This window comes from Tropicimonas sp. S265A, from assembly GCF_049800835.1.
In the GTDB taxonomy this organism is placed as follows: Bacteria; Pseudomonadota; Alphaproteobacteria; order Rhodobacterales; family Rhodobacteraceae; genus Dinoroseobacter.
This window is the reverse complement of record NZ_JBNAFU010000001.1, coordinates 113,265-125,729: the sequence shown is the minus strand read 5'-3', so window position 1 is coordinate 125,729 and position 12,465 is coordinate 113,265. Positions and strand designations below refer to the sequence as shown.

Genomic DNA, 12,465 nt, shown 5'->3' with positions numbered 1-12,465 from the left:
GGATCAGGCCATCTTTTCTGAATGTGGAAGGGAGGGATCGGAGAGACGGTCGTCATTGGTGCGGGCGTCGGCATCATGCACCGGCAGGCGAATGACTGCCGCGGCACCCGGCGCGGCCTCCGGCGTGAACGGGTCGGCGGGCCGCAGAGACAGCGTTCCGCCGTGTTCTTCGATGATCTTGCGCACGATCGGCAGGCCGAGCCCGGTGCCCTTGTCGCGCGTCGTCACGTAGGGCTCGAACAGCTTTTCCGGGTTCGATGGCAGGCCCGTGCCATTGTCTGCAATTATCAGCTCGGCTTCATCGCCGTCCAGCGTGAGGGACACGCGGATCTCTGCCGGACGCGTATCTTCAGGCTGATTTTCCGATCTTGTTTCAATAGCTTCCCCTGCGTTCTTCAGCAAGTTTGTCAGGGCTTGTGACAGCAGTGTCGGGTCGAACTCTCCGTTCACCGGAGCATCGGGCAGGGTCATCTTGATCTCGGTTCCCGGTTGGCCCGAGCGCTGCAACAGGACCGCGTCGCGCACCAGTTCGTTCAGATCGTTGGTTGCGGTTTCCGGTTCCGGCATCCGCGCGAATTTCGAGAACTCGTCCACGATGCGCCGCAGGTCGTTGGTCTGGCGCACGATCACGTCCGCCAGTTCGACCAAGGCCCCGCTGTCTTCGCCGAGTTGCGGGCCAAACTTGCGCTTCATCCGTTCCGCGGACAATTGGATCGGGGTTAGCGGGTTCTTGATCTCGTGCGCGATCCGGCGCGCCACATCGCCCCAGGCCGCCATCCGCTGCGCGGTGGCGAGGTCGGTCACATCATCGAAGGCAACCACGTAGCCCTCGAGCCGATTGTCCTGCGTTGTTCTGCGCGCGATCCGAACCAGCAGGTTCTCGGCGCGGCCGTGGCGCGTCATCGCCACCTCCGCCTGCGCGACCTCGCGCGGACTGGCACGGAGTTTGGCGAACAGGGCCTGAAACTCCGGTGCGATCTGCGCCAACGTCCGGCCCGAAATGGACGCACCCTCAAGCGAGAGCAACCCCGCAGCGGAGCGGTTCATGAAATCGACCTTGCCCTCGGGATCAAGGCCGATCACCCCTGCGGTTACCGACCCCAGAACGGAGTCGAACAGCCTGCGGCGGCGTTCGATCTGGCGGGTGTTTTCCAAGAGCGCATCACGCTGCGCCTTCAATTGCCGTGTCATCTGGTTGAAGAGCCGACCCAGCATCGCGATCTCGTCATCGCCGGGCAACTCGGGAACCTTTACATCCAGGTCCCCTGCCCCGACGCGCTGCGCCGCCCCGGCCAGCCGCCCCACAGGCCGCGACAGCCGCTCCGCCAGCCACAGCCCGAGCCAGATCGCCGCCGTGATCAGGATCACCGCGAACCCCAGATAGAGCAGACCAAACTCGAACAAAAGCCGCCCACGTTCATCCTCAAGCTGGCGGTACAGCTGCGCTGTTTCCTGGGTATCGTCCAGCAATGTCAGGATCTCGCCATCCACCTCGCGGCTGATGTATAGGTAGTGATCAAGCCGCGAGCGCAGCGGCACGAGGGCGCGCAACTCGTTGTTTGCCCAATCCTCTATGGTCACGGGCACCCCTGCCTGTCCTCCGAAAGCCGACGCCGGTGGCGCCTCGAAGTCGAACAGGTAGGACCGCTCTCCGCGGACGCGGATCTGGCCCGTACCGTCCACGATATAGGCCTCCTTGAGACCCCGCTGTATCCGCCCCTGACCCTGTGCCAGAACCTGCCGCAGGTCCCCTTCGGACATCGCAAACCCCTGCGCGCGCTGTGCGCGGTCGAGAAAAGACGACAGGGCCACCGCATCGATCTGCAACTGGCGTTGCTGTTCTTCCTCATAAGCTTCCGCTGCGGCGACGGACGCGCCGATCACCCGCTGAACACGGTCCGAAAACCAGCCCTCCAACCCGAAGTTCACGGTGATCATGGCAAACACGGCCACGAGCACCGTCGGCACGAGGGCGACCAATGCGAAAACGCCCGTCAGACGCAGGTGCAGCCGCGAGCCGGCCGAACGCGCGCGCCGGGCCGAGATCATGCGCGCGACCCGTTGCAGAACCAGTGCCGCAACGATCAGCACGTAGACAAGATCGGTCAGGATCACTGCGCGTAGAAGCGTGGAATCCGACCCCTGATCGAGCGGTCCGAGCACGAGGAAGGTTGCAATTGCGAGCACGGGGCCAAGGGCAACGAGGCTCAGCGTCAGCCAATTCTGAAACCGGCGCGCGTCGAGAAAACGCTCGATCCGCCCTAGAAAATTTGTCTCTGTCAGCGCTCGCACTTGCCCCATGCGACGCGGGTTTCTCCGCGTCGTGCCTCAATTGACACTGTTGTTGCGCTTTTACATCAATTTGCGCCGGCGTGTCACCTGAATATCGAGGTCGGTTATCTTTTTGCGCAAAGTATTGCGGTTGATGCCGAGCAGAGTGGCACATTTCGCCTGATTTCCGCCAGTTGCGTCCAGCGCCAATTCGATCAACGGCGCTTCAACTTCGCGCAAAATCCGCTGATAGAGCCCGGGAGGCGGCAAAACACCTCCGTGCAGGTCGAAATAACGACGCAAGTGCTTTTCCACCGAGGCACTCAGTTTGTCCGCAGGACCACCGCCCATCAGCGGCTCGATCGCCGGTTGGCTGCCCAGCACCATTTCCACGTCGCCGCGCCCGATTTCTTCTTCCTGCGCGGTGACGACCAGCCGTTTCATGGCATTCTCAAGCTGGCGTACATTGCCCGGCCAGGAATATGCGCGGATCATGTCGCTTGCCTCGCCCGACAGGCGTCTGGGCTGTGACCCATCACGTTCGGACCGGCCCAGAAAGTGCTCGGCCAGAAGCGGAATGTCATCCACCCTTTCGCGCAGCGACGGGACGTTGATCGTCACGCCACCCAGGCGATAGAAAAGATCCTGCCGAAACACTCCGCCTTCCATCTTTTGCATCAGGTCACGCTGACTGGAGGACATGATGCGCGGGGAATTGTCGTTGAAACTGTCGAGCATCCGCACGATGCGCCCCTGCGCGTCGTCGTCGAAATCGCCCACTTCGTCGAACAGGATCGACCCGCCACGGGCCCGCGCGACAAGATTGGATGGGCCGTCCGCCCCGGCCAGATCGCTTGCACCGGCGACGATGAATGGCAGCGAGCGCCGGTCTGAAAAATCATGGATCGCCCGCGCGATCAGGCTTTTGCCGGTTCCGCTCTCGCCCGTGATCATCACCGGCAGGTCGGTGTTCATCACGCGCGCCACCAGGCGGTATAGCGCCTGCATCTGCGGGGTGCGCCCCACCAGCGGCAGATCGTCGGACCCGCGCTCCCCCTCTTCCGTCGGGGCGGGCGCGCGGCGCTTGACCTCCAGCGCGCGGGCGGCGCGCTTCATCAGGTCCGGCAGGTCAAAGGGCTTGGGCAGGTAGTCATAGGCTTCGGCCTCTGCCGCCTGAATCGCCGTCATGATGGTGTTTTGCGCCGAGATCACGATCACCGGCAGCCCCGGACGCGCCTCGGTGATCTTGGGCAAGGTATCAAGGCCATTCCCGTCCGGCATCACCACGTCCGAGATCACCAGATCGCCTTTGCCCTCCTCTACCCACCGCATCAGGGTCATGAGGCTGGAGGTGGCGTGCACCTTGCACCCTGCGCGGGTCAGGGCCTGGGTCAGTACGGTGCGGATCGTGCGGTCATCATCGGCGACAAGGACAGTTCCGTCCATCAGGTGGTCTCCTCAGTGCGGGGGGCGACGGGCAGGGAAATACGAAACACGGTGCGGCCCGGGACGCTGTCGACGGCAATCCAGCCATCGTGCTCGGAAATGATCTTGGATACGAGGGCGAGACCAAGTCCGGTGCCATTCTCCTTGCTGGAGACGAAAGGCTCGAAAATCTCGCCGGAGATTTCTTCGGGCAAGCCCGGACCGTTGTCGATGATCTCGACCTGCAAGGGGACGGAGGTGCCCGATCCGTCCTGTTTGCGCAGGCGCAAAGACAGTTCGTAGAAGGTGCGTATCTGGATGTCGCCGCCCGTGTTGCTGGCCTCTGCCGCGTTCTTGAGAAGGTTCAGAAACACCTGAAGCAACTGGTCGGCGTCGGCGTAGGTGTTGGGCAGCGAGGGGTCGTAGCTTTCGCGGATGTTCATGTGCGCGCCGAACCCGACTGCCGCCGATTTGCGCGCACGTTCTAACACGTCGTGAATGTTCACTGCCTTGCGCGCAGGGGGCCGCAGGTTGCCGAACTGCTCCACCTGTTCCAGCAGTTTCACGATCCGGCGGCTTTCGGCGACGATGAGGTCGGTCAGTTCCAGATCGTCCTTGGTCAGGTTCATCGACAGAAGCTGCGCGGCCCCGGTGATCCCGGCCAGCGGGTTCTTGATCTCGTGCGCGAGCATCTCCGCCATGCCGATGGCGGATCGTGCAGCCGATTTTGATTGCATCGACCGCCCCAGCCGCCCGGCAATCTCGCGCGGCTCGATCAGGATCAGCACAAGGTCCGGGTTATCCACCAGCGGCGCAACCTGGAGATTACAGAGAAACGGCGGGCGTTCCCCGGTCCCGACATCGACGTCATTGATGAACAGCGGCGAAAAATTCTTGCGGACCCGCAACACCGCATCCTCAAGCGGCGCATCGACCATCAGCTTGTCCCAAAGCGGCGCGTTCAAGAGACTCCGCAGAGAGCCGTTCATGAATGTCTCTGCCGCGGGGTTCAGATCGACGATGCTGTCGTCATTCGACACGATGATCGCCGGGATCGGCAAGGACACCCAGAGCGCTTGGGTCCGGTTTGTCATGCGGCCACCTCAAGCGGGGCGTCGGTGATCGCATCCGAGAGCAGGCGCAAGACCTGTCGCGGGTCAGTTGCTGTCAGGATTCGGCGGCGCAACCCGGCCGCGACCGGCTGATCGTCCAGATACCACCCCAGATGCTTTCGCGCGACCCGCAGCCCAAGCGGTGTGCCGTAGAAAGCCAGCATCGCCTCGTAATGGGCCCCGACCATATCGCACAGCGCCCGGCCTTGCGGCACCTCGGGCCCGCACAGACCCGAGAGCCCGGCTGCGACCTGCGCGAGCTTCCAGGGCCGCCCCTGCGCTCCGCGCCCGATCATCACGCCATCTGCGCCGGAGGCGCGAAGGGCGGCCCGTGCGGAGGCAAGATCAACAATATCGCCATTCGCAATCACCGGGATGGACACGGCGTCTGTCACGGCGTGGATTGCGGACCAGTCTGCCTTGCCCTTGTAGAACTGGCACCGTGTACGTCCGTGGATCGTCACCATCTGAATGCCCGCGCCCTCAGCCCGGCGGGCGAGATCGGGCGCATTGCGTCCGGCATCGTCCCATCCCAGCCTTGTCTTCAGCGTCACAGGAACGTCGACCGCATCGACCACAGCCTCGACAAGCGACAGGGCATGGTCGAGATCGCGCATCAGCGCCGACCCGCTCAGGCCTCCGACGACTTTCTTTGCGGGGCAGCCCATGTTGATGTCGATGATCCGAGCGCCCTGTCCCGCGACGTATTTCGCAGCTTCCGCCATCCAGTAGGGGTCACGTCCAGCGAGTTGCACGGCCGTGGCCGCGCGCCCGAAACCAAGCTCGGCTTTTGCGCGGGTGGCGGGCTTTGCCTCGACAACCTCCTGGCTGGCCACCATTTCGGACACAACAAGCCCTGCGCCAAACCCAGCCACCAGATCGCGGAATGGTCGATCCGTGATACCGGCCAGCGGCGCCAGTAAAACACGCATATCCAGCGCGGTGTTTGCCAAGTTTACAGTCAAACGATTAATCCTTGTGCATATTCATGCGCTATCGGGTTTCGCGCCGCCCGGCAACTCGTGAAAACTATGTATGTTGAGCAAAACATAAACTGCCCATAATTTAATCATTTCCGCCCCCTTAGACGCTTGGCGATTGCACCTTTTGCAGGCGCCTTTTAGGAACGGACCCTGATCAGCTTCCCGTTTGCCCGAGGCCCTTTCCATGACCGTGCCCACCGCCCCTTGCGTCGCTGCGATCGTCGTTGCCGCCGGGCGCGGTCTTCGCGCGGGCGGGGAGATGCCCAAGCAATGGAGCCCTCTGGCCGGCCGACGGGTCCTCGACTGGACCATTGCGGCATTCGACCGGCAGCCGGAGGTGGCTGAAATCATCGTCGTACTGCACCCCGATGACATGGCGCTTGCAGAAACGCTGTCATCCACGACACCGCTGCGGCATGTGGCGGGTGGAGCGACGCGGGATGCCTCGGTGCGGTCTGCGCTCAAGGCGCTGTCACCTTCGGCTGTTGCCGTCCTGATCCACGATGCGGCGCGACCCTGTGTGAGTGCTGATTTGATCGCCGCCGTCATACGCGCAACGATTGAAACGGGGGCCGCAGCGCCTGCCCTGCCCGTCACGGATGCCCTTTGGACCGGAGCGGACGGACGCGTTACCGGAACACGGGAGCGGGCCGGCCTGTACCGCGCGCAGACACCGCAGGGGTTTCGGCCCGACCTGATCGTTGCGGCCCATGCGGCCCACCCCGGCGGGGCCGCCGACGATGTGGAAGTGGCCCGTGCCGCTGGACACGCCGTGACCATCGTTCCGGGCGAGGCGCGCAACCTCAAGATCACCTACCCGGACGATTTCGCCCGGGCAGAGACCCTGATAAAGGACGTATTCATGGATATCCGCACCGGCAACGGCTACGACGTGCACCGCTTCGGCCCCGGCGAGGCGGTCATCCTGTGTGGAGTGGAAATTCCCCACGACCGCACGCTTCAAGGGCACTCGGATGCAGATGTCGGCATGCACGCGGTGACGGACGCGATTTATGGCGCACTGGGGGATGGCGACATCGGCCAGCATTTTCCGCCCTCCGACCCGCAGTGGAAAGGAGCTGCATCCGAGATATTCTTACGACACGCGGTAGAGCTTGCGACCGGTCGCGGCTACACCATCACACATATGGACTGCACCCTGGTGTGCGAGCGCCCCAAGATCGGGCCGCACCATGCCGCAATGAAGGGCAAAATGGCAGACTTGATGGGCTTGAAAGAAGACCAGGTCAGCGTCAAGGCTACCACATCCGAACGACTGGGGTTCACAGGGCGGGAAGAAGGCATCGCCGCCCTCGCCACAGTAACGCTGGTGCGCGCATGAGCCGCCTGATTGCGACGTTCTTTGGAGCTGGCCTGCTCAAGCCCGCGCCCGGCACGTGGGGGTCATTGGCCGCCCTGCCTGCCTTTTGGGTCCTGCACTCGCTTGGAGGGATCTGGCTCGTGGTCGTGGCAACGATCGCGGTGTTTGCCCTCGGCGTCTGGGTCACGAAACTCGAGACAGCCGGAAAGGATGACCACGATCCATCGGAGATCGTCATCGACGAAGTGGCTGGCCAATGGATCGCTCTGATGCCGGTGTCTTTCGGGGCGCAGGTCGCAGGGGCGGATGTTCTGGCGCTCTATCCCGGCTGGATTGCGGCGTTCGTCTTCTTTCGCCTGTTCGACATCTGGAAACCCGGTCCGGTCGGCTGGGCCGACCGACGCCATGATGCAATGGGCGTAATGCTCGACGATGTGATCGCGGGGGCGATGGCCGCGGCCTGCGTGGCGGGTCTCGCGGCCTTTGCACATGCGGTGTTGATGTGACTTCGCCAGCACAACGATTGCTCGACCTATGTGCGGCGCGCGACTTGCGCATCACAGCGGCCGAAAGCTGCACGGGCGGCAAGGTCGCGGCGGCGATCACCGAAATACCCGGCGCATCAAACAGTTTCGAGCGGGGCTATGTCACCTACTCCAACGCGGCCAAGGTCGAGATTCTGGGTGTCAGCGCCGATACGATCCAAAACTACGGCGCAGTGTCGGAAAAGACCGTCTACGAGATGGCCAATGGCGCCCTTGCGCGCGCAGGCGCGGATATCGCGGTTGCGATCTCGGGCATCGCGGGACCCGGAGGGTCGGAATTCAAACCCGAAGGGCGCGTCTGCTTTGCCCTGGCGTCCCGCGGGCATCCGACACAGGTGGAAACGGTGGAGTATGGCCCGATCGGGCGCAGCGCTGTGCGCGAGAACGCCACCGCTCACGCTTTGCGGCGGATGATCGAAGCGGCCGAACGCCTTTGACGGCGCGCGGGTAGTTCACGCCAGATGTACGGCCTCGTGCCCGTAAAGATCCGCTGCCCGGTTCTCGAACGCGCGCACGATACGCTGCATCGCCTCGTTGAAGACAACCCCGATCACGCTTTGCAGCACACGGTTCTTGAATTCGAAATCCGTATCGAATTCCACCCGGCACCCGCCGCTATCGAGATCCGTAAACCGCCAGACCGAATGCATGTGTTTGAACGGACCGTCCAAGTACTCGGTCTTGATCACACGGTCTTCGGTTTGCAATTCCACCCGACTGCCGAATTTCTCACGAAAGACTTTGAACGAAATCACAAGGTCTGCCAGCATCTCCTGGCCCAGTCCCGTGGACGTGGTTGAGCGTACGCGCGCAGCAGCGCACCATGGCAGGAACTTCGGATACGCCGCCACATCCGCGACGAGGTCGTACATTTGCTGCGCGGTATAAGGCAGCGTCTTTGTTTCAGAATGTTGCGGCATCGGTTCCGGTTTTAACGTGACAGTGCAAACGGATTTCGTAGAGTGGCGCGCAGAATTCAAGGGGGCACGATGAAGCACGACGAATATGTCATCGACAAGATGATCTCCGCCAAGGCCATTGCGGCGCGTGTCGAGGCCCTTGCCCGCGAGATAGAAAGCGCGTTCACAAGCACTGAAAAACTCATGGTGGTCGGCCTGTTGCGCGGGTCTTTCGTCTTTATCGCCGACCTTGTGCGGGAGCTGTCATTGCCACTGGAAGTCGATTTCCTCGAAGCTTCGTCCTATGGCGACGGGATGGAAAGCTCCCGCGAGGTCCGTATTCTGAAAGACCTGCGCTCCGAGATTGCAGGGCGTGACGTTCTGGTGGTGGAGGACCTTGTCGACACTGGCTTTACGCTCAGCCATGTGACCAAGCTCCTGATGTCACGCGAACCTCGACGGTTGGAGACGATCTGCCTACTCGACAAACCCTCGCGGCGCGAGGTCGACATCAAGGCCACCTGGACAGGGTTCGAAATTCCGGACGAGTTCGTCGTGGGGTATGGGATCGATTATGCGCAGCGCAACCGAAACCTGCCTTTCATCGGCAAGGTACGGGTGCTGTGAATTTTCACTGGCTGATGCGCATGTCGCAATGGGTGCGCCATCCGCCATCGCCTCAACGGGTGAAGTTCGTTCTGGCGATTATTGCGATCTGCGGCGCGATCTGGGGGATTGAGCTGATCTTCGGCTGGCCGGAGGCGCTGACCCCAAACCAGGTCAGGCCGCGGCCCACTGGGTTCTGACGCGCCCTAGATACGCGACTTGCGCAGGGACCGTGGGTCGATCGCCCGCGCGGCCTTGAGGTCCATGAGAGGCACGCGACGCAACTTGCGGGGTGAGAACATGCCCAACCCGCCAGCGCACAGAATACCGACCGTCGTCAGTGTCCCCACAGCACCCGAAACACGCGCAGCCGCTTGTTCAAGATCCGCAAGCCCCAGGACTGGCACGACGTCGGCGGCCCCTGACACGAGGGCGACCGCAAGTCCGATGATTGCGGCGATTGCGATGGTGGCAGACGTTGCATCATCAACCACACGTACCCAGTGCGGGGTTGTGGAAGGCAGCAGGAACAGCGTGCCGCAGAACATGCCCAGAATGGTTGCGAAATACGGAAAGAGCTCAGACCGTGGCACGAAGGCCAGTTCCAGCTTCAAGATGACGTAGGCATACGCCACTGCCAGCACGAACGCCCCAAGACCGAAGACCCGATAGACCGCCCAGAGGGTCCATTTCAACAAAAGTAGTATCGCCTTCATCAAGACGCTCCGACACACAACCACAATCTTGGAAGGCGACGGTGGAGCACGATTCCGGCATTTCTAAGGCGAGCGCCTACAATCCGACTGAGATTGTTCCTAGTTCGTGCCCAAGCGGGCCAGACGCGCCTCTCTCAAGCGCGCGAAATCATCGCCCGCGTGGTAGCTGGACCGCGTCAGCGGCGTGGCCGATACCATCAGGAATCCCTTGCCGTAGGCCGCCTTTTCGTAGGCCGCGAACTCTTCGGGTGTCACGAACCGGTCGACCGCATGGTGCTTGGGCGTCGGCTGCAGATATTGGCCGATGGTCAGGAAATCGACATCCGCGGCGCGCATGTCATCCATGACCTGCGTGACGGACTGGCGGTCCTCTCCGAGGCCCACCATGATGCCGGACTTGGTGAACATGCGCGGATCAAGTTCCTTGACCCTTTGCAGCAAACGCAGGCTGTGGAAATACCGCGCCCCGGGGCGCACTTCGGGATAGAGCCCCGGCACGGTTTCGAGGTTGTGGTTGAACACATCCGGTCCGGCCGCGACCACGGTCTCAAGCGCGTCGGGGCCGCATTTCAGAAAGTCCGGGGTCAGGATCTCGATCGTGGTCCCGGGCGCGCGCTGGCGCACGGCGCGAATGGTCATGGCAAAGTGCTCGGCCCCGCCATCGTCCAGATCATCGCGGTCCACCGATGTGATCACGACATGGTTCAAGCCCAGCTTCTGCACCGCGTCCGCGACCCGCCCAGGCTCGAACACGTCGAGCACGTCGGGACGCCCTGTTGCGACATTGCAGAACGTACAGCCACGGGTACAGATTTCTCCCATGATCATCATCGTGGCGTGGCCCTGGCTCCAGCATTCGCCGACATTCGGGCACCCGGCCTCTTCGCATACGGTCACGAGATTATGCGTCCGCATGATATCGCGTGTTTCGGAATATCCCTTGCCGGTCGGCGCCTTCACGCGGATCCAGCTCGGCTTGCGCGGCTGGGGTTTGTCTTCGCGGTGCGCCTTTTCGGGATGCCGTTCTTCGGGAATTTTCAGATCACGCATGGGTCTTGCTCCTCAACGGGACAGACCTAATCCGAAACCGCGGAAAATGTAACTGTGCAAACTGCATGGCAGGCATGTATCGCGCGGATGTGTCTCAGTCGGAAGTGCGCGCGCGCCCGGAGACAAGCAAAGACCGGAGCGATTTCTCACTCCGGCCCAGCTGGAGGCACGGGATACCGACTGACCAGAAGTCCCGCGCAACCGGAGGCGAGCCACCACACCCGCCTGTCGTAGTCTTACTTTAAACGTAAACTCACCCGATGCGACCGCCGCCCAAGGCGTGCACCTGCTTGTAATGCTGTGCCAAACGTTCCAACGCAATCCTTAAAACGATTTTGCCGGATCGGGCAGACCACCCCATGCGTTTTTCGGCGGTCTCCAGCCCTTCGAGGAAGCAGCAGCACCGCAGGGCAACGTCCCCCAGACCAGCGCCGAGCACTTCGAGCGCGGCGTGAACTCGGTCCCGCGCGCTAGACGAGCCCCCGCCAACCCCGTCGCTCTGCAACCCTGTATGTGCCCCGGCGGTCAGAAACTTCTCCCAGTTCTGCGTCACTTTCGGCCCCATCTGGGCAAGTTCGAAATCCTCGCGCAGCCGTTCTCCGGCGCGAACCATCTCATCGGAAAGAAACCGTTGCCCGTCCTTGTCGCGACGTCGCGCAAGTTGCGACAAGGGGCTTTCAGCAAGGTTATAGCGAACACGGCGCCGCGCGGTCTCGCCCGGGCCGTCCTCTGCAACCTCACGGTGGCCCCACTCCCGGTGCTGCTCGGCAAAGCCGGCCACCTCATCCGAGGTCGCGCCCGTCTTGCGCCCAGCATCCTCTGCCAGAAGCCGTTTCAGTGCGGCGCGCCCGGTATGCGTGATTTCGTATTGGGCGATCTTGCCATCCTTGAAGCAACGGATCCATTCCTTCAGGACAAAGGCCTGCGCTATGGCGCGATCCACCACGGCGATCCGACGCGGCACATCGTCCACGTTGCGCAGAACCACCGCCTTTTCCATCTGCGGCGATACCGCAAGCATGGCGCCACTCTCGCACAATCGGCGCAGGATGCGTCGCGCCTCCCGCTCGATCAGGTCCGTTTGGGTCTTCTGGAGGCTCCGAGGGTGTGCGCTCATGTCGATCACGTCCTGTGTGTCGGTTTCGGAAACGGGGACGGTCAACGCTTCGAGCGCTTCATCGAGCAAGACATCATCGCGACGGTTCTCGAGTTTGCGGATCTGACGCAAAATCGTGGACGCCGCACATCCCGCTTCTTTGGCCACGCCACGAATGGACAAGCCATCGCGGGTGTGCACGACATAATGTCGGGCCGCATCGGGAACCCAATCGGGAAAGTTACGCGGGTTGTCACACAAAGAGAACGGGGTCACGGGGTTTGACATGGTGTCCTCATCTAGCCAGTTACAGGGCGCAACCTTGGGTTGAGTTGGTTACTCGAATCTTAAAACTGTCACCGACGACAGATAATTTATTAGAACTTCTAACCAGTGCTTTAACCTCCGTTCGCGCATTCCCGGCGCAACGCAACACACGTC

13 protein-coding genes are annotated in these 12,465 nt (G+C 62.2%); 5 read left to right on the top strand and 8 right to left on the bottom strand.

What is annotated here, in order from left to right; translation table 11 throughout:
• Nucleotides 1-3: 3 nt before the first annotated feature.
• From ACP15N_RS00640 to dusB, 4 genes are read right to left on the bottom strand one after another with little or no spacing between them, the layout of a single operon-like run.
• Nucleotides 4-2,301, bottom strand: a complete 2,298-nt coding sequence (locus ACP15N_RS00640; RefSeq protein ID WP_425090283.1) for an ATP-binding protein — start codon at nt 2,299-2,301, stop codon at nt 4-6.
• 51 nt (nt 2,302-2,352) lie between these two features.
• Nucleotides 2,353-3,717, bottom strand: a complete 1,365-nt coding sequence (locus ACP15N_RS00635) for a response regulator (protein WP_425090282.1) — start codon at nt 3,715-3,717, stop codon at nt 2,353-2,355.
• Complete coding sequence (locus ACP15N_RS00630; RefSeq protein ID WP_425090281.1) at nt 3,717-4,790, bottom strand: two-component system sensor histidine kinase NtrB; 1,074 nt, start codon at nt 4,788-4,790, stop codon at nt 3,717-3,719. Before ACP15N_RS00630 ends, ACP15N_RS00635 begins: the two co-directional genes overlap by 1 nt.
• A complete protein-coding gene (gene dusB, locus ACP15N_RS00625; RefSeq protein ID WP_425090280.1) occupies nt 4,787-5,773 on the bottom strand; it encodes a tRNA dihydrouridine synthase DusB in 987 nt (328 codons plus the stop codon). The genes ACP15N_RS00630 and dusB overlap by 4 nt, the downstream gene beginning before the upstream one ends.
• A 202-nt stretch (nt 5,774-5,975) precedes the next feature.
• On the opposite strand from dusB, the gene ACP15N_RS00620 reads away from it, so the two are divergent.
• From ACP15N_RS00620 to ACP15N_RS00610, 3 genes are read left to right on the top strand one after another with little or no spacing between them, the layout of a single operon-like run.
• Nucleotides 5,976-7,133, top strand: a complete 1,158-nt coding sequence (locus ACP15N_RS00620) for a bifunctional 2-C-methyl-D-erythritol 4-phosphate cytidylyltransferase/2-C-methyl-D-erythritol 2,4-cyclodiphosphate synthase (protein WP_425090279.1) — start codon at nt 5,976-5,978, stop codon at nt 7,131-7,133.
• Entirely contained in the window at nt 7,130-7,618 is a 489-nt protein-coding gene (locus ACP15N_RS00615; protein WP_425090278.1) for a phosphatidylglycerophosphatase A family protein, read from the top strand. The genes ACP15N_RS00620 and ACP15N_RS00615 overlap by 4 nt, the downstream gene beginning before the upstream one ends.
• Before the next feature lie 17 nt (nt 7,619-7,635).
• A complete protein-coding gene (locus tag ACP15N_RS00610; RefSeq protein WP_425090277.1) occupies nt 7,636-8,094 on the top strand; it encodes a CinA family protein in 459 nt (152 codons plus the stop codon).
• 15 nt (nt 8,095-8,109) lie between these two features.
• Here the strand turns inward: ACP15N_RS00610 and ACP15N_RS00605 are convergent, their stop codons facing one another.
• Nucleotides 8,110-8,577, bottom strand: a complete 468-nt coding sequence (locus ACP15N_RS00605; RefSeq protein ID WP_425090276.1) for a type II toxin-antitoxin system RatA family toxin — start codon at nt 8,575-8,577, stop codon at nt 8,110-8,112.
• Nucleotides 8,578-8,646: 69 nt separating this feature from the next.
• On the opposite strand from ACP15N_RS00605, the gene hpt reads away from it, so the two are divergent.
• Together hpt and ACP15N_RS00595 are read left to right on the top strand one after the other, a co-directional pair.
• Nucleotides 8,647-9,183, top strand: a complete 537-nt coding sequence (gene hpt, locus ACP15N_RS00600; RefSeq protein WP_425090275.1) for a hypoxanthine phosphoribosyltransferase — start codon at nt 8,647-8,649, stop codon at nt 9,181-9,183.
• Nucleotides 9,180-9,362, top strand: coding sequence for a hypothetical protein (locus ACP15N_RS00595; protein ID WP_425090274.1), 183 nt, complete (start codon nt 9,180-9,182; stop codon nt 9,360-9,362). The genes hpt and ACP15N_RS00595 overlap by 4 nt, the downstream gene beginning before the upstream one ends.
• A 6-nt stretch (nt 9,363-9,368) precedes the next feature.
• On the opposite strand, the gene ACP15N_RS00590 is transcribed toward ACP15N_RS00595, so the two are convergent.
• The 3 genes from ACP15N_RS00590 to ACP15N_RS00580 all read right to left on the bottom strand — a co-directional run bounded on the left by ACP15N_RS00590 (nt 9,369) and on the right by ACP15N_RS00580 (nt 12,312).
• Complete coding sequence (locus ACP15N_RS00590; RefSeq protein WP_425090273.1) at nt 9,369-9,878, bottom strand: hypothetical protein; 510 nt, start codon at nt 9,876-9,878, stop codon at nt 9,369-9,371.
• A 99-nt stretch (nt 9,879-9,977) separates the two neighbouring features.
• Entirely contained in the window at nt 9,978-10,928 is a 951-nt protein-coding gene (gene lipA / locus ACP15N_RS00585) for a lipoyl synthase (RefSeq protein ID WP_425090272.1), read from the bottom strand.
• Between the two features lie 253 nt (nt 10,929-11,181).
• Nucleotides 11,182-12,312, bottom strand: coding sequence for a DUF6456 domain-containing protein (locus ACP15N_RS00580; protein ID WP_425090271.1), 1,131 nt, complete (start codon nt 12,310-12,312; stop codon nt 11,182-11,184).
• Nucleotides 12,313-12,465 lie beyond the last annotated feature (153 nt).

Coding starts and splice junctions, on each gene's coding strand:
- ACP15N_RS00590 (WP_425090273.1), bottom strand. CDS start 9,878: ATGAAGGCGATACTACTTTTGTTGAAATGGACCCTCTGGGCGGTCTAT.
- lipA (WP_425090272.1), bottom strand. CDS start 10,928: ATGCGTGATCTGAAAATTCCCGAAGAACGGCATCCCGAAAAGGCGCAC.
- ACP15N_RS00630 (WP_425090281.1), bottom strand. CDS start 4,790: ATGACAAACCGGACCCAAGCGCTCTGGGTGTCCTTGCCGATCCCGGCG.
- ACP15N_RS00620 (WP_425090279.1), top strand. CDS start 5,976: ATGACCGTGCCCACCGCCCCTTGCGTCGCTGCGATCGTCGTTGCCGCC.
- hpt (WP_425090275.1), top strand. CDS start 8,647: ATGAAGCACGACGAATATGTCATCGACAAGATGATCTCCGCCAAGGCC.
- ACP15N_RS00635 (WP_425090282.1), bottom strand. CDS start 3,717: ATGGACGGAACTGTCCTTGTCGCCGATGATGACCGCACGATCCGCACC.
- ACP15N_RS00640 (WP_425090283.1), bottom strand. CDS start 2,301: ATGGGGCAAGTGCGAGCGCTGACAGAGACAAATTTTCTAGGGCGGATC.
- ACP15N_RS00580 (WP_425090271.1), bottom strand. CDS start 12,312: ATGTCAAACCCCGTGACCCCGTTCTCTTTGTGTGACAACCCGCGTAAC.
- ACP15N_RS00615 (WP_425090278.1), top strand. CDS start 7,130: ATGAGCCGCCTGATTGCGACGTTCTTTGGAGCTGGCCTGCTCAAGCCC.
- ACP15N_RS00605 (WP_425090276.1), bottom strand. CDS start 8,577: ATGCCGCAACATTCTGAAACAAAGACGCTGCCTTATACCGCGCAGCAA.